The following is a 26,028-nucleotide window of genomic DNA, read 5'->3' on the forward strand; positions in this document are numbered from 1 at the left end:
TCTGGCTTAGAGTTGCTTCAGCTGCAAGTTGCGCCAGCGAACATGGCAGGATTTTCCACTGTGCACCTGGAGGCCGAAGAAGCCCTCGCGGGTGTCGTCTTTCTTATCGGTGTCTGTGAAATCGACGCGTTGTTCGCCATTGAGCCAGGTCTGGATGTGGTTGCCTTCGCAGCGGATCACGATGGTGTTCCAGTCGTCCCATTTGAAGAGTTTTTGACCTTGAGCTGTGAACTTGGCGCACTGTTCTTTGTTTTTCTTATCGGGGAAAAGCCAGCCGCGGCGTTTCTCATCGAACAGGCCTGCCGTCCATGAGCGGGCGTGGCCATTGTCGCCTTCGCACTGGTAGCCGTAGACGCGACCATTGCCATCTTTGGATGGTTTTTGCAGGGCGCGGAACATTAGGCCGGAGTTGCCACTGCGATCGTCAAACTTGAACTCAAAGGTGAGTTCGAAGTCGCCGTAGGTCTTCTCGGTGCGCAGGAAGGTGTTGCCCTTCACGTTCTCGCCGTGACCCACGATGCAGCCGTCCTCAACCTTGAACTGGCCGTTGCCGCCAACGATTTTCCAACCATCGAGGGTTTTGCCATCGAACAGGGCGATGGTCTTGCTATCCTTGGCCTCTGCGGCTGCAGGTTCGGCATGGAGAGTTGCGGAGGTGAATACGGCAGCGGCCGCAATGAAGGTGGTTAATCGAGCTAGGTGCATGCCTACTTATACGTTCCTAATACCCATCTCACTATCAAAAAATGCGTATCAGTTTTATTCAGGATGCGACATTTTTCTAATCCGAGCCAGCGATGATTCCTTCCATTGCCTTGCCGTATTTGACGTAGCTGTCGTAGCACTGTTGCCAATCCACCTCATCCGACTTGGCGTGGAAAACCGTTGCCACATGGGGCTCGATGGCGATGAAGCCGTCGTAATCGTTCGCCTTGAGGTCATCGATGATCGCCGGCACATAGGCCTGACCATCGCCCGGGAAAACATACTCCGGCTCGACGTCGTCACTTTTCGGATTCCGACAGTCTTTGATGTGGATGTGGATGATGTGCTCGCGCACGTCTTGGTAAAATTGCCATGCGTCCTGCCACGGCTGAGGTTCCTCCTGGGAGCGGTCGCGTTGGAAGACCGGATTGCCGGTGTCGAAGATCAGGCGCAGGCCGGGGACTTCCTCGATGAGGCGCAGGGTGTGGCCGCTGGAAAAGCCGCCGTAGTTCATGCAGTTCTCATGCGCCACGGTGATGCCGGCCTCGCTGAAGCGGGCGGTGACGGCGCGCAGGCGACGGAAGCGTTCGTGCTCCCGCTGGTCCTCGCCCCATGGTTCTTGGGCGTAGGACATGACGCGGACGATCTCGGTGCCGAGCCGTTGCATCCGGGGAATGCAGCGCTCGACTTCATCCATGGTGAGGGTGAAGTCGCTGTCGATTTTTTTCGACCAACTACCGATCAACGATCCGAACTCGGCGATCTTGATCCCGGCGTCCTCGAGCTGGCCGCAGGCGGTGTCGAATGCCTTGTCGCTCAGGTCGTGGATGTTCTTGCCATCGATGCCGCGGGCGGAGATGTAATCCCAGCCGAGCTCCTTAGTAGCTTTGATCTGGGTGGCGAGGTCGAGCGCCGCTTCGTCGGCGAATCCGGTGAGTTTCATGCTGGTTGGGAAATCGGGAATAGGAATTTCGAGATGGGGCACTGCGTCGGGGCGCAGCTTAGAGGAGGATCTTTTTGCCGTCGTTTTGCGCGGACTCGTAGATCGCGGTGATGACGGCGACCGGTTTTCTGGCTTCGGCGGACGAAGTGGTCGGTTCGCGGCCTTCGGCAATGGCTTGCACCACCTCCTCGAAGTTGCGCTGGTGCTGGTAGGTATTGATCGCGGTGGGATCGTTGGCGCCGAGTCCTGCTTCCTGGCCTTTCATCAGCGTTTCCTTGATCTCAGCGTCTTCCGGTTTTTCCTCCATGAAGTCCCAGCTCTCGAAGGATTCATCGGCAAGAAATACCGAACCTTCCGTTCCTGACAGCTGCACACGGGCCGGGTGGCCGTCTTTCGACCAGCAGCAGGTGGATGCCTCAATCACGCCGCGGGCGCCATTTTCAAATTCCAACACCGCTACGCAATGGTCTTCGACCTCGATGCGTTCGTGGGCGAGGCAGACGGTATTCGCCTGCACACTTTTCACGGGTCCGGCGAGGTGGATCAGGGCGTCGACCGTATGGATCGATTGGTTCATCAGCGCACCACCGCCGTCGAGCGCCCATGTGCCGCGCCAGCCTGCGGAATCGTAGTAAGCCTGATCGCGATACCATTTGATGTAGGCGGATGCCGAAGCGAGGGTGCCGAAGCGTCCTTCATCTGCGGCTTTTTTAAATGCCTTCATGCCCGGGTGGAAACGGCGGTTCAGCACAGCGGCGAGCGTCTTGCCGTTTTCTTTCGCCGCGGCGATGAGTTGATCGATGCGCTCGAGAGTGACTTCTAAGGGCTTCTCAACGATCGCGTGTTTTCCTGCATTGAGGGCAGCAAGTGTGGGATCGAGGTGGGCGCCGCTGGGAGTGCCGACGGTGACAATTTCCAAGTCACTGTCCGCGAGGAAAGCATCCATGTCCGAGTAAGCCTTCGCCCCAAAGTCGCTGGCCAATGTCTCGGCGCGCTCCTGGTTGAGATCAAAGACCGAGTGAAGCGATCCGCCGTCCATGTCGGTGATGGCCTTGGCGTGAAAACGGCCGATCATACCGGCTCCAATAATTCCGAATTTCATAAGATAAGTAGGTTGTTGAGGTTAGGCGATTTTGTTGTTTTTGACGAAGCCGATGATACCGACGATGGCCAGGATGGCGAGGGCTCCCATGCCGAGTTGACCGGGCAGACCTTTGCCGCTCAGTGCCCAGATCGAGGCAAAGCTGGCAACCCCTGCCGAGATGATCATCAGGATGTTGATCAATGCGCGCTTCTTGGGGATTTCATTTCCGAGGGCTGACTTCGAGTTCATCAGGAGGATAAAGGCGAGGTAGGCGATGGGTAAAAGGGTGGTGGCGATGACGGAGGCTGGCACGGCCATGGCGGCCTTCGATTCGCCCGACCAAAGGTGGGGGGAAAACAGGCCGGCGATGGCAGGCATGGCGGCACCGATCAAGAAGACCTTGGCGCTGCCAACCTTGTTCACAGCTTCCGAGATGGCGTAGCCGTTCATCATCATGTGCACCAGCATGGTGGAAATTGCCATGGCGAGAACGCCGATGCCGAAAATGATCTGGGCACCTTTGCCGAGGAATGGCTCCAGCGACTTGGCGAGGTTGGAGGCCTTGCGGTTGGAGAGCATCGCGGCGAGTTGTTTTTCCGGAAGGGGAACGGTGAGGCGCGCTGCGGCTTTGTCCTCGTCGTTGAGATTGGCGAATTCCTTGTTGGTGCTGGCAATGCGTTTGTCTAACACCTCGTTGTAGATGCCCTCCATTCCGGCGAGCGGTTTGCCCTGAGCGTCGATGACGTCGGCATGTTTCGCGTGGAAACTGGCAGCTGATGAGATCACCAGCGCCGAGGCTCCGAGGATAAAGGGGATGAACAGACCCAGACCGAGATCGAAGCGTGAGAGCTCGCGGTGCTCTTTGCCCCAGCCTTTTTTCTTCAGAGAGTAAGGCAGCAGGAAGGTCATGTTGATCCCTACGGCGGTGCCGAAGGCGGCGATGATTTTAGAACGCTGCTGGGTGGTGACGTATTCGGTCCAATAAGCCGATTGTTCTCCAGTGGCTTGGATGGCGGTGTTGATCTGATCGGTGGGTCGGAAAAGGGCAGTGAAGTCAGGAATGAGACCGCCGAAGAGGTGGCCCCAGTTGATGGCTCCCTTAGCCGCAAGCGTGACAACCACTCCCATGAACGCGAGCACGATGATGGCGACCAGACCCTTCAGCACATTATCGATGATGCGTGACGCCTTGCCTTCCTTTTGGGAGATTGCAATCAGTGACAGCGAGATGATGAAGAAGGAAACGGTGATGACATAGGGGTTCACATCGAAGCCCAAGTTGCCGGTGATCGCCCCGGTTCCCAGCGCAAACTGGGCGGCGCAGAAAACGGTGTCGGCAATCACGGTGGCAATCAGCCAGCCCCAGGCGAGTGCGGGGGAGATTTTTTTCTCCACGGTGCGGAAGGGTCGCTCATCGGTGGAGAGGGTGACGTAGGAAATGGCCGCCAGCATGACGATACCGCACAGCATGGCCAGTGGTTGCAGCCAGAGGAACTCATAGCCGCCGATTACGCCGAGGTAGAGCGCACCGACGAGTGAACCTCCGCCGAGGGTGACCGCCGCCTGGATCCAGCCCGGGCCGCTGAGTTTGGCGTAAATGCCGAGTTTGGTGAGGAATCCGCCGTTCTGGGCGCGAGTGAGAGGGTCTGACATATTGCTGATGGGTTGGTTGTCTGGAAAGGGGTGTTGTTAGATGCTCATGGCGTCGAATCCGCCATCGACGATCATTTCTGTGCCGGTGATGAAGCTGCCGGCCTTGCAGGAAGCTAACAGCAGCACAGCGCCAATGAGCTCGTCCGGATTTCCAAAGCGCGACATCGGCGTGTTGCGCAGGATTTCCAAAACGCGGGATTCATCGAGCACCTTGCGGTTTTGTTCGGCGGGGAAGAAGCCTGGCACCAGCGTGTTCACGCGGATATCCTTGTCGGCCCACTCTCTGGCGAGGTTTTTGCTGAGGTTGTGCACGGCGGCTTTTGAGGCCGAGTAGGTGAACACACGCGAGAGCGGATTCAGTCCGGAAATGGAGCCGAGATTGATGATGGAAGCGGGCGCGCCTTGCTCGAGGAAGTATCTGCCGAACACCTGGCAGGCTTGCACGGTGGCGCCGAAGTTGATGCTCATGATGTTTTCGAGCTCCTCGTCGGTGATTTCCAAAAATGGGGTCGGCGAGTTGACTCCGGCACCATTGATCAGGATGTCGATGCGACCGGATTTGACCACCACTTGTTCAAGCAGCGACTCCAGCGAGTCCTTCTTGCTGAGATCGGTGGCGACGAAATAACCTTTGCCTCCTGCTTCTGAGATGGCGTCGAGTTTGGCGTCCGCCTTGCTGGCGTCACGGCCGGCGAGAACCACCTCCACGCCGGCTTGGGCGAGGCCGTTGGCCATGTGTCCGCAGAGTTCGCCGGTGCCGCCGATGATGACGGCGACTTTGCCTTTGAGGTCGAAGAGAGAATCGAGATAATTCATGATGTTGGTTGGTTAGAGTGCGGTGGGCCAGTTGAAATACCGGCTGGCATTCTCGTAGCAAATATGGGTGATGAGGGCATTCAGCTGGGCGCTGTCGTCTGGTATTTCTCCAGCTTCCACGGCTTGGCCGATGAGCTGACAGAGAAGCCGGCGGAAGTATTCGTGACGGACGTATGAGGTGAACGAGCGGGAGTCGGTGAGCATGCCGACGGAGGTGCCGATCGCGCCGAGCGACATCAGCAGATCGAGCTGCTCGATGATGCCGCGTTTGTGGTCGAGGTGCCACCAGGCTGGGCCGTATTGCACTTTGCCCGGGCAGCTGGCGTCCTGGAAATTCTGGGCCGCGCAGCAGATGGCGGCACTTTCGTTTGGGTTGAGATTGTAGACGATGGTGCGTGGCAGGGCGGCCTGCTTTTGCAGAGCACCGAGGAAATCGACGAGGGCTTCGGTCTGTGGCCAGGCACCCATGGTATCGAAGCCGGAGTCCGGTCCGGTGCGCTCGAACATGGTCGGGTTCACATTGCGCAGTGGACCGAGGTGCAGCTGCATGGTCCAGTCTTTCTCCGCGTTCCAGGCGGCGACGTGACTCATGATGGCGGAGGCGAAAAGCTCCTGCTCGTCCTTGTTTGCCGCAGTTCTGCCGCAGGTGGCCTGGGTGAAGATGTTGTCCAACTCATCGCGGTCGGTGTTGTCATCGTAGCCGTTCGGGCAGAAGGGCAGGCCGTGATCGGAGAGTCGACAACCGACGGCGTGGAAGTCGGCGTGGCGCTTTTTCAGTGCATCGATCAGGCTTTGGAAATCGGAGATCGGCTGGCCGACGCATGCTTGCAGCTTCTGAATCCACTCGGTGAAGACTTCGGGGCGATCGACCGCCATGGCGAGGTCGGGCCGGAAGGTGGGGAGGGTGACCACCGTGTCTTCACTGCCCAGTTTTCCGTGCACCGAGAGATCGGCTGCCGGATCATCGGTGGTGCAGACGAGCTTGACCTTGAATTTTTCTAACAAGCCACGCACGCTCAGCGATGGATCATCGGCGAGTTGTTGGTTGGCATTGTTCCAAATCGTCTCGGCGGTATCGGCGGAGAGCACAGTGTGGATGCTGAAGACTCGCTGCAGTTCCAAGTGCGCCCAGTGGTGCACCGGATTGCCCACGGCCATCGGCATGATCTTCGCAAAGGCTTCGAATTTCTCCCAGGGGCTGGCGTCTCCGGTGATAAACTTTTCCTCCACACCACAGCCGCGCATCAGGCGCCATTTGTAGTGATCATGTTTCAGCCAAAGCTCCCAGAGGTCAGCGAAGCGATGATCGTCGAGGATCTCTTGCTGGTTCAAGTGGGTGTGGAAATCGATCACCGGAAGATCGGCGGCGACCTCATGGTAGAGGTGGCGCGCGGTTTCGGTATCGAGAAAGACGTCCTTGTTCAAATACATGATCGTGGCTGGGCGGGAGTTAGGAAATGACGGTCAGGGCGGGGCGGCCAAGTGCCTCGGCGATCTCGTTGAGCTCCGCCAGCTCGGCATCGCTGAAGAGGAGACCGCCTGCTTTTTCAGACTCTTGGGCGGCTTGTGCTTCTAACTGACCGGGCAGCAGGCAGTTTTCATTACCTGGTCCGAGGATGTTTTCTATCACTGCCTTGACGTTGCCTGCCTGATCGCGACCCGCGGCAAAGGCACCACCGGACATGGCGTCCGGGTGGATGATCTGGAAGAAGAACGAGGTGCTGTTTTTCTCATCGGCACTTGGAGAAGTGCGGCCACGGTGCGCGGGCAGCGAGCCTCCGATGAAGGCACCGGTGATTTCGTTGATCAGGGAGAGGCCGTAGCCCTTGTGTGCGCCGAAGGGGAGCAGGGCGGCGACTTGGTTCGGGTCGGTGGTCGGGTTGCCATCGGCATCCACGGCAGCCATTGGCGGCAATTCCTTACCCTCGCGCTTGAGCTGCTGCACCCGGCCCATGGCGCAGGTGGACGTGGCCCAGTCGATACAAATCGGGTAGCCCAGTGCCTCGGTGGTGGGGAATCCCCAGCTGTGGGGGTTGGTGCCGAGTGTCGGGGTTTTGCCGCCGAAGGGAACCACCTCGGCGAGGGTGGAGGTGCAGTTGGTGTAGGCGATGTAGCCGCGCTTGGCGGCCTCGATGACGTAGCCGCCGCCCCAGAGGTAGTGGAAGCAGTTGTCCACGCTGACCATGCCGATGCCGTGTTGCTCGGCGAGTTCGATCGCGCGATCGAAGGCACGTTTGGCGACCGATTGGCCGAGCTTCTTGTTCGAGTTCCAAACCTCGGCGGCGGAAAAGCGGTTCTCCACCACGTCGATATCCGCTCCTGGCACACAGCCTCCGTTTTTCGAACCGAAGAGATCGTCGAGGTGCAGGGCCTTGAGGGCGTTGTGGGTGCGGTTGCCGTGCCAGGTGGCTGCGGCGCACATCTCGGCGGCATCGAGCGCCTCATCGGATTTAAACCCACGGGCCTCGTAGGCGGCTTGCACCAGGGCGTTATGTTCTTCGACAGAAATGATGTTCATGATGTATGAAGGATGGTAGTGGTCTGGAAATGTTAGGGTGGTCCGGTGGCTGTCTGGGCACGGCCGAAGCCTTCCTTGGGCCCCGGATTTCCCACGCGGGAAACGTAGAGACTGACAGCACGCAATACAATATTGACCTGCGTAATAAGAATTTATAAAACGCGACACAGTTAAGCTGCTGAACTAGCCCATCTCACCATATGAAATCAAGAAAACCAATTGTCCTATTTCTAGGTAACCGTCAGGGATACTTTTCTCGAGAGGTCCTCCGAGGGATCATGTCGATGCGCTCGGATGGCTGCGACTGGGAAGTCTGGGTGATGCCGATGATTCACGAAAAACGACAGTTAGCGGCCTGCCTCGAGGGGCGGACCATTGCAGGCGTGATCGCTCGCGGGCTCAATAAAGAGCTCCAAGATTTCCTCGTGGAGCTGGAAGTTCCCTTGGTGGCCATTCGAGGATCGGACTCCAGCGATGAGGATGTTTCCAATGGCCTGCACGTCGATGATGAAGCGATCGGCGGCAAGGCGGGGGCGGAATTCGAGCACCTCAATCTCGACTACTGGGGGTTTGTGCACTGGCAGGGCGTGGCGTGGTCGGAGGCGCGGTTGAAATCATTCCAGGCCTACGCCGATTTCCGTGGTGCGACCAACAGCATCCTTTCGCTGGATGCCAGCGAGCGCCAAGTTTGGGACGGGGTGACCAAGATCCGCGACTGGCTTCTCGAGCTGCCGAAGCCCTGCGGGATTTTGGCCTGCAATGATGAAGCCGGGGTGGATGTCTTGCACGCCTGTCAGCTCGCCGAGCTGAGTGTGCCGGACCAGGTGGCGGTGATTGGGGTGGACAACGATCGACTCCTCTGTGAGTCCGCCGTGCCGCCGCTGAGCAGCATCGACCTGCAAGCTGGCGATGTCGGTAAGGCCGCAGCGATGCAGTTGCGTAGTTTGTTAGGTCATGAAGAGGTCGAAAGCGTGCATATCAGCCAGTCGTCCATCGTGGTGAGGGAGTCGAGTCACGAGATCGACCGCTACTTGCTGACCTATCAGAAAGCGATGGACTTCATTGCCAGCAAGGCGGTCAGCGGCATTTCGGTGGCGGAGGTGGCATTGAGCTGTGGGGTTTCGCGCCGCGGGGTAGAGCGGGCCTTTGAAAAATACTCCAGTGAGACTCCCGCGGGAGTGATCCGGCAGCAGCGCTTGGCCGCGATCCTGCATTTGTTGAAAAGTCAGCCCCTGAACCTGGAGCATCTCGCTCAGCAGACTGGGTTCTCTGATCCGGCTGGCCTGTCCAACTTCATCAAGCGCATGACCGGCAAGCCGCCGGGCGCATTCCGCCAAGATCATTGATGGTCAGGGAGTTGTTTTTATGCAACTCGCGACCGAAACGTTTGTTTCATTGAGCAACCTCACAACATTGCCATGAAACAAACACAAATAACCCTATCCCTCCTCGCCGCTTTTTGCGTCGCTAGTTTACCCGCCCACGCCGCTCCTCGAGGAGTTGCCGGGAAGGGGAAACTGATCCACCGAGACCGCAGCGCCAACATCGCCGAGCGCATTGCCAGCAAGGAAGAAGAAATCCTTTTCAAGCAAGACGCCCACGTCTGGAGAAAAGACCCGGAAGCGCTGGATCAACGACCCGAAGACCTGCGCGCCTACAGCAACCATAGCTATCGCCGCATTGTCCGCCTACTCACGCTCGGAGGACTGGAAGAGGCGGATGGCACCAAGTTCAAAAGCCGTCATGCCGAGATCGTGGCCGCGGCAAAGGCCGCCAACAGCGATGGTCTGGACGCTAGCGAGAAGCAAAGCATCCGCACCCAGCTGAACCAGCTCAACGATGCCATCAACGCCGCCGTGACGGAGGTGGAGAAGGGCAAGGAGCGCACACCGATCGTCAACCGCGCCCAGCATCGCTTCGAAGAACGCATTGAGTTCGGAGTGAAGTCGGGTCGGCTCAGCACTCTTGAGGCATCGAGCTTACGTCGGAAAGTGGCCAAGCTGGAAGCCTTGGAAGAACGCCTCAAGGCGGGGCAAAAGCTCTCCAGCAACGAGCGGGAGCGACTGATGAAGGAAGTGGTCGAGCTCCAGCGCGACCTGACACGGGCGCTGCATAACTAAGCGATCGCCAAGCGGCGCAAAACATCACCCAGAGCCACCGGAACTCCCTTCCGGTGGCTTTTTTTCGCATAGCGCTTCTAAGAAAAATTTCCCCCTGCCCGTTCCATGGGTATGGCTATACACGCAAACTTGTCCCCCGAAGCTCAACTGCGGCTGCAGTCCCAGCTGCGCACCTCCACCTTGAGCAGTCTGTTGATTTCCATTCTCACGGTGGTCTTGGTCGGGCTGTTGCTGATGTTTTTCCTGCTGCCGAGCATCGAGGAAGTCACTCCTGAAATTGTCACCCGCCGCGGCGAGGAGGCGGAGGTGACGAAGACGCCTGAAAAGCAAATGCAGCGGAAAGTGCAGCCGAAACCATCATCCCCATCGTTTTCCATGGCGAAGGTGATGGCGGCGAACGTGGTTTCCCAGCTCTCCATGCCCGTCCCTGACACACACGCGGAAATCTCGCTGGACTTGGGTAATGGCGACGGTCTGGGGGACGGCTGGGGAAATGGTGAAGAGTGGGGTGAGGGAGGACCCGGAACCACGTTTTTTGGCCAGGATGTGAAGGCCGAGCGGGTGGTATATGTGATCGATTACTCGCGTTCGATGAATGGAAAACGCATTCGTTTGCTGAAAAAGGAGCTGATGAAGTCTGTGAATCAACTCCCGGACGGCACCCAGTATCAGCTGATCTTTTTTGCCGGGCCAGCGTGGTTGGCGGGCGATCAGGTGACCATGGCTGGCGATCGGAAATCAGCCGAGGTAATTAGCGGCGAGCGCAGTTACCGTTGGGAATCGCCACGCGGTGGTGCGCATTCCTGGGAACCCAAAGGCAGTAAACAGCGCGCGCTTTGGCTCAGCGCGGATGTCAAACAGCTCAAGCTTTCCAGCGCCGCGATTGAGGAGACACCTTTGGTGTGGGGGACCGACTGGGCAAGGCCGCTGGAGATGGCATTGGAAATGAAACCCACTCCGCAAGTAATCTGCTTCATGACCGATGGGGCCGTAGGCGGTGCCGCCGAGCAAGTGGCCAAGAGCATCGCGCGCAAAGCAAAATCACGTGATTGCAAAATCAACACTGTCGCCTTGATGCAGCCTGGAGCAGAGAGCGCCATGAAGGAAATGGCCGAGATCAGCGGCGGTCAATACGCTCTGGTCGACGAAAGAGGTCAGGTGAAGAAGTAAGCCAAAGTTGGCTCAGTGATTCTGGGCTTACGATTCCCCAGCCGTCGCGTTCGATAGCTGCTACGCAAAGTCGCCGTTCAGGAGATCAAATAAATGGGCACCCGGCCGCGCCAGGCTTCATTGTGGATCTCACCGCTGAATTTCACTCCGTGGGAATTTAGCTTCGCGTGTAAGGCATCGACATCATCTGCGTGGATGTCGAATCTGAGGCAGGGAATGCGATGAATTTGGCTTTGAGGTTTTCATGGCGATGGTTTGGTAGCTACGCCATGATCATTCACCGCATCCCAGTTCTTGGGGATTTCTACTTTTCTACGAGAGGTTTTTTCCGTGTCGGCTCCATGGCATTGGCCTGAACTTCTGGCCGATGTCGAAGAAGTGCCCTGAGAGGTGAATCTGTGAAGGTTTGTCTGCTTGATGTCACGGCTATAGGCAAATGCTTCTCGGTAAAATTGACGATCATACGGGAAGATCATAATTTGATCATAGGAAAGCAACATGCCATTTTTAGCATTGTAAGTCTATTACTCACAAACGCATCATGTCACAAAAACTATTCCTCAAAAAACTTATGTTCAGCCCGCTGGCGGCTGCCATCCTCAGCGGCCCGGCCTTCGCCGCTACTCCAATCATCGACGAAGACTTCACTGGTCTGAGCGGCTCACTCCCAAATGATGGCGGAAACCCAGTCGATAACCAGGACGCTTGGTTCCGCACTGGAGGCGCCACCTCCACGGACTTCGACGGCTCGGTGGACGGCAGCGCGATTCACATGGGATTCCGCTACCATAACACAAATGCCAACTTTGTCTCATCCAGTACATGGGACATCACTGCTACTTACACCTTCAGCTTCGATTATATCACCAGCAACACGCAGCTTAATGGCACCCTGCCGTCGTGGCAAATTGGCGCTGGTGACGGAACTGACCGGTTTCTTTCTGACCTCGTCGATTCAGGCAGCTTCATTTCCACCGCCGGCACGCACGATGTTAACATCACCATCACCTCGACGGATCTGATTAATGCCGGGGTGACAATGGGCGACAATATCTATATCAGATTTGAGAAGCCTGGTGATGGTGGTGCCTTACGCTCAGCTGTCTACCAGGTTGACAACGTCAACCTGTCAGTGGTTCCCGAGCCTTCCTCGGCTGCCTTGCTCGGACTCGGGGGGCTCGCGCTGATCCTCCGTCGCCGGAAGTAAGTCGTCCCTCTCTATTTCCCGCCCCTTTGGGAGTGGGAATCAGGAATAACCAAGTTTCTCGAGCCATGGATCCAGGCGCTGTACTGCCTGCCCGATCCATGGCTCGTATCTTTTCCATTTTTCCACCGCTTTGTTGTGCGGTGCTTCGGTGACCGAATCATAGCTTGGCGAGAGCACCAGCTGCTTGGTAGCGACATGTTCTTGTGGACTTGCCTGCTCTTCCTGCCAATTCAGTCCCATGAAATCAGTGACCACGCGGCCTTCTTTCTGCGGATTTTCAACCAGTGACTCATAGCGGCACTCGGTGAAGCGCTCCTGCGGCAGTAGTTCCCGCATTTTCCACCATACCTGCATGGTGTGTTCATACACCTCTGCGAGATCTTCTGCATTCGTCCAGAACACGCTAATCTCGCTTGGCGCGTCAATGAATACTTGGAAGGTGGACCACAGCACCGCTCTTGGATCGCGGAATGGCACAATGTAACTTGCCCCCGGAAGCAGGCGGGGAAACAGCATGACGGACTCCATTAATCCTGGGTTCTTGTCTAGGAGCACTTTATTCGGCTGGTAGGTATCCATCTGGCGTTTCAACTCCTCGCGGTAGGCCTCGTGTCCTCTTGCCGCGGTATCAGGGCGGATATGGTCCAGATAGTTGATGAACTGGTTGGCCGCGAATTTTTCATCCGCTGGCACAGAAAATCCCTTGGTCACAGGCTCAAGTATGGTCGCCGCCAGAGCATCGCGCTCATCGGTGGATATCACCTCGCTGTGGGTCTCGAGCATGTTTTCCAGAAGTGTGGTGCCGGACCTCGGCATACCCAGCATGACATACCACGGGGAGAGGTCAGTAGCATCCCCCTCGTCCAGCCACCTCCTGACCGTGTCCCGATCCAGGCTATCCATGACCATGCGCATTCTGGCGAATGTTTTCCGGCGGCTAGCCAGCCATTGTTGCTGGCGCGAAATGCCGATGGCTTGGCGCGATGCTTCTTTGGATTTCAGCAGGGCAGCCCAGGCGCTTTCATAATCGCCCAATGCGTCATGAATGCGGAATTTCTCGTGCCAAGCCTCGGCCGCGGTGGCGGGTTCCATATCACGCTCGCAGCGAGCCAAGTCTGAAACGATCTCCAGAGCGGCATCCGCATCGCCTGCGCGGCGGTGGAGTTTCGCTCGCAGTGGCAGCGTCGCCAGCTCCGTGCCTAACCGTGGAAGCAAAGCTAACGCATTCTGCACTCGGTTTGCCCGTTCGAGCATGCGAGCGAGTCCGGCGGCGGCTGGTTCAGCTGTAGTTGTCGCCCGTTCGGCCAGCGTCCAGTGTCTCTCGGCTTCTTCGTATTTCCACGCCTTCGTTAGCAGCCGGGCAGCTGCCAAGTGGAATTTTGGTGCATCCTTCTTGTGTACAAGCTTTGCGGTTTTGCGCAGCACTCGGACAAGCTCTTTGCCATGCTGCCTGCTGGCCAGACGCCCACAGTAGCTCATCCAGTAATTCACATTTTTTCGCTGAGGGCCTGCAAGCAGCCGAAGAAGTTCATCGTCTGTCATGAACTCTAAAGTAGGTAGGACATCGCGGAAATGCCAGCGTCAACGAGGCAGAACGAAGCACAGGAAATTGCAGCAAGGGCGCGCAGCTGAGGTGTAGCCTGATGTTGTATGTCTCTAGACTGATCGATACTCGTGCTGCCTGCCTTGAACGGTGCCTTACTTCTCTTCGAGCAGCGTTTTCAGGGTTGGCTCCATGGCCTCGGCCCAGATTTGGTAGCCGTGGGCGCGCGGGTGGAGCAAATCCGGCATGACTTTTTTGCTGAGCACACCATCGTCCTCCAGGAAGCTGGGTGCGAGATCGAGGTAGGTGATGCGTTCGTCCTCGGCGTAGCCTTTGATGATCTCGTTCACCTTGTCATTGAGCACACGCATTTTGTGATCGGGCTGAGCGCCACGTGGGAAAATGGCGAGCAGTAGCACCTTGGTCTTGGGGTTCTGCTGATGCACCCGATCGATGATCGCCTTGATGCCGGCCGCCGTTTCCTCGGCTTTTTGCATCGAGTGACCGGTGTTATTGGTGCCGATCATGATGATGGCCACCTTGGGTTTCATGCCGGCCATCTCGCCGTTGTCCAGTCGCCACAGCACATTCTGGGTGCGGTCGCCAGAGAAGCCGATGTTGAAGGCATTGCGCGGGGCGTAGTATTCTTTCCAGATCTTCGCGCCACCTCGTTCCCAGGCATGGGTGATGGAGTCGCCGATGAACAGGAGGTCCACCTTGGCCTTCTTCGCGGCGGCGACTTTCTGCTCGTGGCGTTTTTTCCACCAGGCGGATTTTAATTTGTCGGCTGGTGTGGTGGCGGAGTTGGCCTCGGCCTCTTGCGTGGGAGCTGCAGGTGCTTGGGCGTGGAGCTGAACTAGGCTGCTGCAGAACATGGCTGCGACGAGAGTGGATTTGAGAATCATGGGAAATGAATAAGTGGTGAGTGGCAAAATAGAGGCGGCCGGGAGAAGTCGGAGAATTAGCTCGCGGATGTGGCTGGCTTTTTCGGCAGGAAGGGGGCGGCGAGGGTGTCGTGCAGGGAGAACAGGTTGGCAAAGTCCTCGGGGGTGTCCGAATCCTGTTTGCCGAAGGCTCCCTCTTCAATCAGGGCGAAGACCATGTTGCCGATATCGGTGCAATCTTTCACGCCCCACTCGCTCATCATGGTGGTGGCCATGGGGCCGAACTCCTGCATCGCGAGATCGCGGAATCCGTGCAGCAGCTCGCTGGCGGTGACGTGGCGGTGCTGGCCATCGTTGTTATCCATGGCCCGCTTGACGGTGAAATCCAAGGCGTCCTTGAGGAAGTAATAGGCACCAATGTCAAAGCGCTTGTCACGTGCGAGCACGGATTTCACGGCATCCATAAACTGAGTCGGCTGCATGGTAAAATTCTCCTGTGTTCCGCTCTTTCTGTCAAGACGGGGATTTACTGCACTCCGCCGAGGTGTTTTTTGAAGAACTCGATGCGCTTGCGCCGCATGTGCGGTTTTTCCCCGCAGCCGTGGCCGGCGCCGGGGACGAGGTAGTATTCGAAGTCCTTGTCCGCTTTCAGCAGGGCATCCACCAGCTGGGTGGTGGATGAGGGGTCGACGTTGGTATCGAGCTCGCCCACGGTCAACATCAGCGCGCCTTGGAGTTTGGCGGCATGGGTGCTATTCGCTTGTTGTTCATAATGCGGGCCGATCGGCCAGTCCATCCACTGCTCGTTCCACCAGATTTTATCCATCCGGTTGTCGTGGCAGCCGCAATCCGAGGCGGCGGCCTTGTAAAACTCACCGTGGTGTAGCATGGCGGCGGTCGAGCTCTGGCCACCGGCCGAGCCCCCGAGGATGCCCACGCGGGAGGTATCGATGTAGGGTCGGGTAGCTGCGGCGGCCTTGATCCATTTGATCCGATCCGGGAAGCCGGAGTCGACCAAGTTTTTATAGCAGAAATGGGTGAAGTCGTGGTGGCGGTAGTTGGTGCCCAGGGCGTCGATCTGCACCACCACAAATCCCTCCGCGGCAAATTCTGTCATCAGGTGGTAGGACGTTCTGAACGCCTTCGGCACAAAGGCGCTGTGCGGGCCGGCGTAGATGTGTTCGATGACCGGGTATTTCTTGTTCGGATCGTAGTTCGGCGGTGTGATGATGACGCCCCAGACATCGAAGCGGCCGTTGCGATCTTTGCAGTGGAATCTCTCAGGCATGCGCAGGCCGTGTTGCGCCCAGCTGCTGGCATCAGCGCGCAGGAGTTCTCTGACCAGCGATCCATCGGCGCTGCGACGGAGCTCGTAGACCGGTGGGTGATCGACTCTCGACCAGGTGTCAATGTAGTGGCTGCCATCGGGGGAAAACTCCAGCTTGTGGGTGCCGTCGCCCTGCGTCAGTGCGGTCAGCTCGCTGCCATCGAAGTTCACCCGGTAGTAATGGAGGTGGTAGGGATCTTCGCCGGGGTTTTTACCACTGGCGCTGAAGACCAATTGGCGGGCCTCGGTGTCGACGTCGATGACATCGCGGACAAACCAATTTCCCTGGGTGATGCGATGTTTCACGCTGCCGCTTTTGGCATCGAGTAGGTAGAGGTGGCGCCAGCCGTCGCGATCCGATCCCCAGATGATTTCGCCCGTTTCGGTGAGGTCCTTGTGGTAGCGGATGCCGTAAACGTGGATGTAGGTATCGCTTTCTTCTTTGGCGATGAGTCGCTGTTCGCCGCTTTTGGCATCCATCGAGATGAGGTAGTGTTTGCCGAAGCCCCGCTCGATGTATTCGTAGAGCAGCGCGCTGCCATCGTGGTTCCACTCGGCCTCACCCAGGCTGTATTGATCCGCGGTGAGCTTGGGATCGGGGGCGTGCTCGGATTGACCATCGAGGCTGAAAATGCGCGGTTCGGTGCGATCGATGTGGTCGCCCGGTTTGTCGTAACGCACGGTGAGAAGCTTCGGCTGCAACTGTTTCTTCGGTGACGATTCCACCAGGGTGATGGTGCGCCGTTGGCCGGGCTGGACGTGGCGGGCCATGAAGTGTGTGGAGCTCGGGCTCCAGCTGATGGGTCCGGTGTAGTAGCTGCCGTTCTCGCTGGCAGCTCCGAGCGGCTTTTTGGCGGAGTCGCTGCCGAGCTTTTGCAGAAAGACCCGACCGTCCTCGATGCTGGCGCGCCACTGGCCGTCCGGTGAGTCCTGGCGACTGTCGGATTTTTTCCCGCGCCTAGACGATTTGCGTGACGGACGTTTTTTGGTTTCAGCCGACTGTTTCGGCAGCTGTTTGGGATCGATCCCTTCCTCGGCCTGACCATCCGCCAGCTGAACCTGGACCCACTGCTCGGTGATCTTGCCGCTTTGGGGATCGCGCGATTGCTTTTTGAATGCCAAGGCACCGTCCACCCAGCGGAATGCCGGTTTCAGGTTGGTGACCGTTTCCTTGGACAGCTGCGAGGCCTGTTTCCACTTTTGGCTGTATTCCGCAGTGCTGGTCGCCTGCGCCTGGACCTGGAGTAGGTAGCTGAGAAGGATGAGCGTTCGAATCATTACCTCGCTAAACGATGCCGGGAACGGTGATCTTACGCGGCTGGCGAATCTGTGCTGAAAATGGAAGCAGGGCTAAAAAGAAAGGCCGCCTCCATAGGGAGACGGCCTTAAAAAGGGAATGTCTAGAGAGAGATTACCAGTTGTCGCGACGTGGTGGACGCTCCTCGCGTGGGCGAGCTTCGTTGACGGTCAGGTTTCTGCCGTCCACGGATTGGCCGTTGAGGGCTTCGATCGCTTTTTGAGCGTCGCCATCATCGGGCATTTCGACGAATCCAAATCCTTTGGATCGTCCTGTGTCTCTGTCTTGGATAATTTTGGCGCTAGCGACGGATCCATGCTCTGCGAAGAGGTTTTGGAGATCGTTATCACTGAGTCCGTAAGACAGGTTACCTACATATATGTTCATTTGCTTTTCTTGTATGTGCATTGTTCAACTTGAAACTATCGATTAACCGTATGCACAAATTATTCGAGAGGGTTTTGCCTAATTGTCGGCAAAGGGAATCACCTCTTATTGAAGTAATCTTGTCCAGTTAGTCTTGTTGTAGCTTTTTTGCAAGAAGAATCTAAGCTCTGCGACAAGGATGTCACAGAGCTTGAGCACAAGAGCGGCTATTTATTTCAGCGATTGCAGGTAATTGACCATGTCGGTGAAGTCCTTAATCGACAGCTGATCGGCCAGGTGCGGCCCCATGAGGGTGGAGTCGGCTTTGGCAACCTTGGCCACGTCTGCCATCTTCAATTTCATCGGAATGCCGGCGATATTGTGGATCACCACTTCGGTATCGGTCTTGGATACCAAGGTGCCGGTGTGCTTGGTGCTGCCGTCCTTCATGGTGACGTCTACCCAGCTGTCCGCGATGGTGGCTTCCGGCTTGAGGATGGCTTCGGCAATCTGGTCACGGGTCAGGTGTCCGCCCAAGGTCAGCAGGTTTGGCCCTTTGATCGGGTCTTCCGGCTTGAGGTTGTGGCAGGCACCGCAGGCGGCCATGCCGGCGAAGACTTTTTTCCCGTTCGCCTTGTCGAATTTATTTTTCTCGAAGGCGAGCATGACGTCCTCGATCGAGAGGTCGCCCACTTTTTTGCCGGTGTTCTTTTTCACCACTTCCATTTTACCGATGCCTTTGAGGTTCATGCGGTGTTTGGTGGCGATGGCGGCGAGCTGGTTCTTGCCGGCGACGCTGGATTTTTCATAGGCCGAGCGATAAGCGGTCTCGATTTTCGAGGAGGCCTCCCAAGTTTCCGGCTTGTAGTATGGTCCGCGGGTGTCTGGCTGGGTGCCCCACCACCAGGAGCCGTCGTAGGCTTTTTCCCGGGTGTAAAGGCGAGCCAGGGCGCTGAGGATCTTGATCTGCAGCTTGCCGTCGCTGGTGGAGTTGAGTTTGGCAATCAGGCCGTCGACGACTTTCTGGTCGTGCATCAAGCGCAGGGCCCAGAGTGCTCCGTCTTGGTTGTCACCATCGAGGGCGGCGAGGCTGGCATCGATGGCTTCCAGTTCCACCAGTGACTGCACCGCGATGTGAGGCAGGATGATGGGGGAGTTCGGTGTGGCGTGAGGGCCTTCGCGCTTGGCATCATCGAGGATGGGGGCGGTGGCGGAGACCACGAAGCGCACGCTGCCTTGTCCCTTGGACTTGTCCGTGAGGCCGATGGTGGCCTTGAGGCGGACGTATTCGAAGGCGATCTTGAAGTGGATCACCGAGAAGGCCTTACCGGCATAACCTTGGCTGGCGGACTTGCCGTTGACCATTTTCAGCTCAGATTTTGGGCTGGACGGGTGCTGGATTTTCGTTGGGTTAGGGTTCTTTCTCGTGGCTTTGTTGATGAGCTTGGAGAGCTTGCTTTCCTTGCCTTTGTCATCGACCAGAATCGGATCAAACCAGGCGGCGAAGTCCTGGCTGGCATCATCATCGGTGCTTTCGATGATGAGATACATGTCCTTGATGCGGTTGATATCGACGTCGATATCGAGCGTTTGGTCACCGGTGATCGGTTGACTGGAGTAAACCGGAGCGGCCACGGATTTGGCGGCATTGTTGTCGGGTGCCGGTGGCTGGGACACGCTGAGCAGCGCTTCCGCGGCGGATTGTTTTCCGATTCGTGCCAGAGCGACGGCGGAAGCGACCTGAACGCGTGGGTTCTCGTCCTTGATGCCGGCGATGAAGGGCGCGGTGTCCAGGCTGGTGGCGATCAGCTTGCGATCGGCCATGGCGCGGAGTGCGGATTCGCGGACGCTGGCGTCTTTGGCAAGTTCTTGCAGGGAGTCAATCCCCTTGGAGCCCATCATCTGGGCGTAGGTGAAGATCGCGGCTACCCGGGATTCGGCGCTGGCGGAGCTGTCTTTGGCGATCGCCAGAACGGCATCGCCATAGCTGTCCGGCTTGGCACGGCGCAGGATTTCTTGCGAGACGTGCAGGCGAGTGGTGGAACTAGGAGAGCGCAGCCCCTTGACCAGGGCGTCTTGGGAGAGTTTGCCGAGCTCAGGGAAGGGGGTGTATTTCCAATTCTTGGGTGTCACTTGCTGGATGAAGCCTTTCTTCGGGCTGCCCTTGTATCCGGCGCCATCCCAAGCGGCGAGGTAGAGTCGGCCGGAGCCGTCGACGTCGACATCAGAGATCTGAGGGCTCTGGATGAAGTCTTCCGCTTGCTGCGTGTAGGTCGGGCCGTCAGGGGTGATACGGTGGATGTAGAGGTGGTTGCGTCCCCAGTCCGCCATCATTGGCACATTGTTGTATTTCTCAGGCCAGCCTGGTTCCTGGAAGAAAAGAGCACCCGTTCCTGATCCTCCACCGAGGTCCTTGAGGGCCGGAATGGCTTCGTGGGTGAAGTGCTTGAAGAGAACCGGGTAGCCATACTCACCGGACTGAATCTGGTGGATGAATCGCACATTCCAGCCGCCACCATCGTTGGTGTTGCCGCGGGTGAAGATGTTCATGAAGGGGTCGATGGCGACATCGTAGATGTTGCGCAGGCCGTGGGTGTAGACTTCCATCTCTGTGCCGTCGGGACGCACACGGAGGATGCCACCGCCGAGCTGGGTGATCTTTTTCCCATCGGTGCCTTCAGCTCCGACAAATCCGAAATCGCCCACAGCGATGTAAATCCAGCCGTCAATGCCCATGCGGATCCCATTGGTGGTGTGGTCTGCGCCACGTTTTTGGTTGGATTTCAGAGTGGAGACGTTTTTGACCAGTCGCTTAGCTGGACCATCGGCCTTGCCGTCGCCGTCAGCATCGGTGAAGACGCTGAGGTGCATGCCGGTCATTTTTTTCCCGGGAGGGATCACGGTGTGCAGCACGTAAAGTTTGTCTCCAACGGCAAAGAGGCCGCGTGGGTTGTCGACCTTGGCAAAGACAGTATGCTTGTCCGCTTTGCCATCGTTGTCGGTGTCCACCAATTTCACAATGCTTCCTTTGCCCGAGCCTTTGCCCAGTGAGCCAAGTAGATCCACCCCGACGTAGACGTCACCATTAGGGGCCGCTGATAAACAGGCTGGCGATGGAGTCACATCACTGTCGGCATACTTGGTGATGTCCAGTTCGGGTGGGTTGGCAAACAAGCTGCCGGTCGCGGTGGCGACGATCCCTGTGAGCAGGGAAGATCGCAACAAGGAGTTGATGAATGGTGGTCTCGTCATAAAAAAATGAGTTAGTGTGTTCGCAGAGCGCGATTCAAGATGAGTCGCCAGTGAATACTAGTCAAGCGGCACAAAGCTTTCTCTTTTTTTACTGTCAGGATCGGACCGCACCCCCCGCTGGTCCGTGATCGGTGAGCACCGCCACCAAGCATAAATCGTCGTCAAGTGGCCGGTTGCCAGTGAATTCGTTCAGGCGCTCCACCACCGCATGGGTCAGTTCATCCACCGGCAGCTGGCGGTGGGCGTGCACGGTCTCGATGAGTTGACCGTCGCCAAACATCTCGCCCTCGGCATTTTCCGCTTCGATCAGGCCGTCGGTGAACAGCAGGTAGACATCGTCAGCCTGCAGGGCGCGGCTGTGGGCCTCATACTGGGCTCCCGGAATGAGACCGAGTGCGGGTTGGTTTTTCACCGCATGGAAGAGGTAATCGGTGTCGCCCGCGCTCCGGTTGGTGTAGACTGGCGACGGGTGACCGGCGGTGACGTAGGTGACGGTTTCATCCTTGGTATCGAGCACGATGAAAAAGGCGGTGACAAAGATCGTCTGCCTGCTGCGCTCCATGATCTCCAGAAAATGCTGGTTCAGCTGCTGCATGAAGACCCCAGGATCGGCAGCGGCCTCGACCAGGCCCGGTAGCAAGGCTCGCAGGATGGCGGTGACCAGAGCCGACCTCGCACCGTGCCCCATGACATCCGCAATGAACAGCCCGGCCCGATGTTCGGAAATCTGGAACATGTCGAAAAAGTCGCCCCCTAAGGTGTCGGCCGGCTGATAGAGGTGCCAGAAGTGCAGCTTGAGATGTTCTTCCTCAGGGCGGGGGCTGGGGACCTTGGGGTAGTGGTCGGGGAGCATCGCTTCCTGAAATTCCTTCGCCATTTCCAGATCCTGGTGAATCAATGCCGTCTTCTCAGCCACTTCACTTTCCAAATGGCGATGGTAACGCAGCACCCGTGAGCCCATGGTGGCAAAGCTGCTGGCAAGCTCTTCTATCTCATCCCCGGTGCGGATGTCGTGCAGGTTCTCGACCACTTGGTGCGCCTGCTGCCGATCCGCCACCGTCTCGTCGCCGACCCGTAAACGTGCGCTGGCCGAAATACTCTGGGTGCCGTCACGAAGCTGTTCCAGGGGGCGGGTGATCTTGGCCTGAACGTAGAGCAGAACCGTGGTCAGGCAGAGCAGCAGCGCCATGCTGGATCCGAACAAAATCCAGCGGAGCTGATTCTGGATCGGCACGGTCACCTCCGCGGCAGGGATGGAGACGACGACAAAGATCTGATGATCCGCCTCGGCATTGGCCCCCAAGCGTGCGCTGGCGGTGCCATACATACGCTCGCTGTTCGAGCTGGGGGCTGTGGCGAGAAACCACCCGCCGTTGCCTGTTTGCAGGACTTTGGCCATCACCGAATCCGCCAAGGAGTCACTGAGCGCCTGGTAGAGGGGCTGGTTGATGCGCGCCAGCACCGCACCCTGGGCGTCGACCACGTCTACCTGGTCGGCCCGGCCGTCCAAGGCGGCAGGAATAGTGGCAAACAGGGGAGCCACATTGAAAACCGCCTTCATCACCCCCTGCAGATCTCCCCGCAGGTTGTAGATGGGCAAGACGATATCGAGCGAATACACCGCAGCACTTTCATCCTGATGCAGGCTGTCAAACCAGATCCTGTTAGATTTTAGTTCCGTGCCGCGCTGCCACCAGAGTTCATCGCTCTGAATGTAATCGGAGGTTTTCTTCGTCGCCGCGATCACCCGGCCAGCGCGATCGGTGATGAGGATTTCATTGACCAGCGGGTTGCCCGCTTGGAAGGTTCGCAGCTGTCGGGCGGCGGGGTTCTGCAAGATGGCGCGAAGCCGGCTGTCTTGTCCAGGCAGTGACGACCAGTTGTTTTCCAGCTCCTGGTCCGCTTCGGCGCGCTGGTCCTCGCTGCGGCTGGGATCGGCGACGTTGGCGGTCTCGGTGAACGACTCGATGGTGGTGGAAATTTGCAGCAGCGATTGCAGCTGGGAGACCTCGCGGTTGACCGACTGGCTCAGGCTCTGCGCCGCGGCGTGCGCCTCGGTCCGATACAGCTGTCCGCGCTCAGCCAGCAGATGCCGGTAACCAAGCTGCTGCAGCACCAGCACCACGATCGCACTCGGCACTGCTGCCGCCAGGATCATCGCCAGAGAGAGTTTGTATTTCAATCGCATCGCAACAAGTCAGGATAACAACTCGTTGGAATGGAGGGAAGTAGGAAATAATAGACCGCTTGGGAGTAGGCGGGAGCGGCTACCACGGGAGCTCGTCCGTGCGCGGGTAGCCATGACGATGTGATTTCTTTTGCGTGTGCCAATAGGCTCTGTCCAGAGCCCAAAGCGGCGCATAGACCATGCCGATCACCAGCTGTGGCACACCACCGGTGCTAATGCCTCTTGGATACCAGCGATAGAATTTCACACCATTGGTGCCATAGGCCGCCGGGCCGTAGGTCCCTAGTGAGCTCAGCAGCAGATAACTGATGAGATAAAATGCCACCGCTGCGAGCAAACTTCGGCGTATCGTGGAGGTTGGCTTGGCTCTCATTCTTGCTGGCTGTGTTGCTGATGTTCCAGGTAACTTTTGCGGCTGATAAAAAACCACTTTTTCCGAGACATCCAAACGAGCAGGCAGAGGACGGCGATGACGCCAGCTGCGATCATCGCGTAACTTTTCACCCGGCGAATCATGATCATCCTCCGGTATTCCTCCTCCAGGGAGGCGAGCTGCTGCAGCTGCGGATAACCGTATTCCCGGCTGAGCGCCAGCACGCCCAGGGCTTCTTCCAGGTTGCTGGTGTGTGCAATGACGCGGGCGTATGTGAATAATAGATCGGCCACCACCGGGTCGCTCGGTTTGACCAGGGTCATGCGCTCCTGCAGTTGATACCTCAACGCCTTGTCGATTTCGGAAATCGTCCGCGTCTGCCCGGCGATCTCCATGCGGGTGGAGCGATCAAAATGCTTGGGAAGTGGGATGATGGGGTTTTCTAACAGCGGGTCCGATTGCTGCTCCATGGCGATCTTTGTTTCCAAGATCGCAACGTGCAGCCACTCGGTGCCGTGATGGCTTTCCGGGTTTCTGCGGATCCCTTCGCTGATCCACTTCAGGGCCTTGCGGTTGTCGCCATGAAGTTCGTAAGCGGTGCCGAGATTGGCCGCACTGCTGTAGCGATTCGGGTGCTGGTGTTCCAGGCGTCTGAGTGTCTCGATGGCCGCTGCGGAATTGCCTTCGAGCAGGTTGGAGATCGCTTGCAGCTCGGTGTCAGTGATGTCGTCCGACTCGTCGCTGAGAATGAGCGCCTTAAGCAGCACGTCGTGCGGAGGAGTATCCATCGCCTTGCGCAGCACCTTGGCCTGGTTCCAGCCACCCACCGAAACATGCCGACCGTTCAAGGTCGTGCCATCCACCCAGAGGCAGGCCGGAGTCAGCGGGATCAGGATGGCAGCAAGCAGGGATTTCATACTAACAAGTTAAATCAAAGGGTGCTGTGAGAGCAATGTGAATCGTCTGTCGGCCGGGATCTTCTCCTGATCAGGCCAGGCGTCGGTGGCCGATTTGAACCCAGTGCCTGGCTGGCTGCATGGAGCTGCGGATCCGGCTGCGTGAGAATTTTTCTGATCAGGCACAGCTTGTGCTAGAATGATGAAATCACCGTGGCGAACAATATTTTTGCGCAGTATCAGACGGAGCATTTCTTCGATGAAATGTTCTCGGCGTCTGGGGGCGAGGTCCGTGACCATTACCGATTGTTGATGGAGCGGCTGTCGAAACTGGAGGCCTCCGACATCGATGAAATCCAACAGCGGATCACCACCGGATTTCTGGAAAGTGGTATCACCTTCACCGTTTATGGAGACGACCGGGGGACCGAGCGGATTTTCCCTTTCGACCTCTTCCCCCGCATCATCACCTCCGACGAGTGGGAGCAGATCGAGTATGGTCTGACGCAGCGGATCACGGCCTTGAACTTGTTCCTGCACGATGTCTATCACGATGGCAACATCATCAAGGACGGCATCATCCCGGAGGAGGTGGTCAAGTCGGCAGCGCATTACCGGCCGGAAATGGTCGGCTTTACTCCGCCAGGAGACGTCTACCTGCATATCTGTGGATCCGATTTAATCCGTGACGACCAGGGAAATTATCTGGTGCTGGAGGACAACGGTCGCTGCCCGTCGGGAGTTTCCTATCTGTTGGAAAACCGTGAGGCCATGAAGCGGGCCTTCCCTGATCTGTATCGCAAATACGGTGTCTGTCCGGTCGATCAATACCCGGAGATCTTGCTGGAAACGATGCAGTATCTCTCTCCGCGCAAGGGGCAAACGCCCGTCTGTGTGCTGCTCACTCCCGGCGTCTATAATAGCGCGTATTTCGAACACACCTTTCTCGCTCACAAGATGGGGATCGAAATTGTCGAAGGTCCCGATCTGCTGGTGAAAGATGCCCACGTCTACATGCGCACCACGCGTGGTCTGGTGCAGGTGGATGTGATCTACCGCCGACTCGATGACGATTTTCTCGACCCTCTAGCCTTCAAGGAGGACTCGCTGTTAGGTGTGCCCGGACTGATGGACGCCTACCTGCGTGGCAATGTTTCGCTGGCCAATGCCGTGGGCACCGGTGTCGCGGACGACAAGGTGACCTACGCCTACGTGCCGGACATGATCCGTTATTATCTCGATCAGGAACCGATCCTCAACAACGTGCCGACCTACCTCGCCTGGCGCGATGACGATCGGAAATACATGCTCGATCACCTGCCGGAGCTGGTGGTGAAGGCGGCGAATGAATCCGGCGGCTACGGCATGCTCATGGGGCCATCTTCCACCAAGGAGGAGCAGGCGACTTTTGCCAAGCTGATCCAGGAGAACCCCAGAAACTACATCGCCCAGCCTGTGGTCTCGCTTTCCAGACACCCGACCTTCTGCGATGGCAACATGCCGGAGGGTCGCCACGTCGATCTTCGTCCCTTCGCCCTCTTCGGTGAGAAAATCAACATCATCCCCGGCGGACTGACCCGTGTCGCCCTGACCAAGGGCTCGCTAGTGGTCAATTCCTCCCAAGGTGGCGGCAGTAAGGACACCTGGGTGCTCCGCTCACAGCCCTAGTTCATTCCTCACCTCGAT

General features: G+C 57.7%; 21 protein-coding genes. 5 read left to right on the forward strand and 16 right to left on the reverse strand.

Features of this window, described 5'->3' with window-relative positions; translation table 11 throughout:
* Positions 1-6: 6 nt before the first annotated feature.
* The 7 genes from JO972_RS03535 to JO972_RS03565 form a co-directional block, all read right to left on the reverse strand.
* Positions 7-705, reverse strand: a complete 699-nt coding sequence (locus JO972_RS03535) for a 3-keto-disaccharide hydrolase (RefSeq protein WP_309488620.1) — start codon at positions 703-705, stop codon at positions 7-9.
* 76 nt (positions 706-781) lie between these two features.
* A complete protein-coding gene (locus tag JO972_RS03540; protein ID WP_309488621.1) occupies positions 782-1,648 on the reverse strand; it encodes a sugar phosphate isomerase/epimerase family protein in 867 nt (288 codons plus the stop codon).
* Positions 1,649-1,706: 58 nt separating this feature from the next.
* A complete protein-coding gene (locus tag JO972_RS03545; RefSeq protein WP_309488622.1) occupies positions 1,707-2,750 on the reverse strand; it encodes a Gfo/Idh/MocA family protein in 1,044 nt (347 codons plus the stop codon).
* Between the two features lie 21 nt (positions 2,751-2,771).
* Positions 2,772-4,385 carry a divalent metal cation transporter gene (locus JO972_RS03550; RefSeq protein WP_309488623.1) on the reverse strand — a complete coding sequence of 538 codons (1,614 nt, stop codon included), beginning with the start codon at positions 4,383-4,385 and terminating at the stop codon, positions 2,772-2,774.
* A gap of 36 nt (positions 4,386-4,421) precedes the next feature.
* On the reverse strand, positions 4,422-5,201 hold the full coding sequence (locus tag JO972_RS03555) for an SDR family oxidoreductase (protein WP_309488624.1): 780 nt from the start codon (positions 5,199-5,201) through the stop codon (positions 4,422-4,424).
* A 12-nt stretch (positions 5,202-5,213) separates the two neighbouring features.
* Complete coding sequence (gene uxaC, locus JO972_RS03560) at positions 5,214-6,632, reverse strand: glucuronate isomerase (protein ID WP_309488625.1); 1,419 nt, start codon at positions 6,630-6,632, stop codon at positions 5,214-5,216.
* 19 nt (positions 6,633-6,651) lie between these two features.
* Entirely contained in the window at positions 6,652-7,719 is a 1,068-nt protein-coding gene (locus JO972_RS03565; RefSeq protein WP_309488626.1) for an Ldh family oxidoreductase, read from the reverse strand.
* A gap of 278 nt (positions 7,720-7,997) precedes the next feature.
* Between JO972_RS03565 and JO972_RS03570 the strand changes: the two genes are divergently transcribed.
* The 4 genes from JO972_RS03570 (at position 7,998) to JO972_RS03585 (ending at position 12,216) form a co-directional block, all read left to right on the forward strand.
* Positions 7,998-9,065 (forward strand): AraC family transcriptional regulator, encoded by a 1,068-nt coding sequence (locus JO972_RS03570; RefSeq protein ID WP_309488627.1) that lies wholly within the window; start codon positions 7,998-8,000, stop codon positions 9,063-9,065.
* Positions 9,066-9,137: 72 nt separating this feature from the next.
* The gene (locus tag JO972_RS03575; RefSeq protein WP_309488628.1) at positions 9,138-9,839 is read left to right on the forward strand and encodes a hypothetical protein; all 702 of its coding nucleotides are present in this window, start codon (positions 9,138-9,140) and stop codon (positions 9,837-9,839) included.
* A gap of 111 nt (positions 9,840-9,950) precedes the next feature.
* A complete protein-coding gene (locus JO972_RS03580) occupies positions 9,951-11,009 on the forward strand; it encodes a vWA domain-containing protein (protein ID WP_309488629.1) in 1,059 nt (352 codons plus the stop codon).
* A gap of 541 nt (positions 11,010-11,550) precedes the next feature.
* Entirely contained in the window at positions 11,551-12,216 is a 666-nt protein-coding gene (locus JO972_RS03585; RefSeq protein WP_309488630.1) for a PEP-CTERM sorting domain-containing protein, read from the forward strand.
* A gap of 39 nt (positions 12,217-12,255) precedes the next feature.
* Here JO972_RS03585 and JO972_RS03590 read toward each other — a convergent pair whose 3' ends face one another.
* The 9 genes from JO972_RS03590 to JO972_RS03630 form a co-directional block, all read right to left on the reverse strand.
* Positions 12,256-13,707 carry a tetratricopeptide repeat-containing sulfotransferase family protein gene (locus JO972_RS03590; RefSeq protein WP_309488631.1) on the reverse strand — a complete coding sequence of 484 codons (1,452 nt, stop codon included), beginning with the start codon at positions 13,705-13,707 and terminating at the stop codon, positions 12,256-12,258.
* Positions 13,708-13,914: 207 nt separating this feature from the next.
* Positions 13,915-14,664 carry a platelet-activating factor acetylhydrolase IB subunit gene (locus JO972_RS03595; protein WP_309488632.1) on the reverse strand — a complete coding sequence of 250 codons (750 nt, stop codon included), beginning with the start codon at positions 14,662-14,664 and terminating at the stop codon, positions 13,915-13,917.
* Between the two features lie 56 nt (positions 14,665-14,720).
* Positions 14,721-15,125, reverse strand: coding sequence for a Minf_1886 family protein (locus JO972_RS03600; RefSeq protein WP_309488633.1), 405 nt, complete (start codon positions 15,123-15,125; stop codon positions 14,721-14,723).
* Positions 15,126-15,169: 44 nt separating this feature from the next.
* Positions 15,170-17,248, reverse strand: a complete 2,079-nt coding sequence (locus tag JO972_RS03605) for a S9 family peptidase (RefSeq protein ID WP_309488634.1) — start codon at positions 17,246-17,248, stop codon at positions 15,170-15,172.
* Positions 17,249-17,381: 133 nt separating this feature from the next.
* Positions 17,382-17,654: an RNA recognition motif domain-containing protein gene (locus JO972_RS03610; protein ID WP_309488635.1), complete on the reverse strand. Its 273-nt coding sequence runs from the start codon at positions 17,652-17,654 to the stop codon at positions 17,382-17,384.
* A 210-nt stretch (positions 17,655-17,864) separates the two neighbouring features.
* A complete protein-coding gene (locus tag JO972_RS03615) occupies positions 17,865-20,885 on the reverse strand; it encodes a DUF7133 domain-containing protein (RefSeq protein WP_309488636.1) in 3,021 nt (1,006 codons plus the stop codon).
* A 94-nt stretch (positions 20,886-20,979) separates the two neighbouring features.
* A complete protein-coding gene (locus tag JO972_RS03620) occupies positions 20,980-23,073 on the reverse strand; it encodes a SpoIIE family protein phosphatase (protein ID WP_309488637.1) in 2,094 nt (697 codons plus the stop codon).
* Between the two features lie 79 nt (positions 23,074-23,152).
* Complete coding sequence (locus tag JO972_RS03625; protein ID WP_309488638.1) at positions 23,153-23,446, reverse strand: hypothetical protein; 294 nt, start codon at positions 23,444-23,446, stop codon at positions 23,153-23,155.
* Complete coding sequence (locus JO972_RS03630) at positions 23,443-24,363, reverse strand: tetratricopeptide repeat protein (protein WP_309488639.1); 921 nt, start codon at positions 24,361-24,363, stop codon at positions 23,443-23,445. The genes JO972_RS03625 and JO972_RS03630 overlap by 4 nt, the downstream gene beginning before the upstream one ends.
* A gap of 243 nt (positions 24,364-24,606) precedes the next feature.
* On the opposite strand from JO972_RS03630, the gene JO972_RS03635 reads away from it, so the two are divergent.
* Positions 24,607-26,010 (forward strand): circularly permuted type 2 ATP-grasp protein, encoded by a 1,404-nt coding sequence (locus tag JO972_RS03635; protein ID WP_343221535.1) that lies wholly within the window; start codon positions 24,607-24,609, stop codon positions 26,008-26,010.
* Positions 26,011-26,028 lie beyond the last annotated feature (18 nt).

This window comes from Oceaniferula flava, from assembly GCF_016811075.1.
GTDB classification, from domain to species: Bacteria; Verrucomicrobiota; Verrucomicrobiia; order Verrucomicrobiales; family Akkermansiaceae; genus Oceaniferula; species Oceaniferula flava.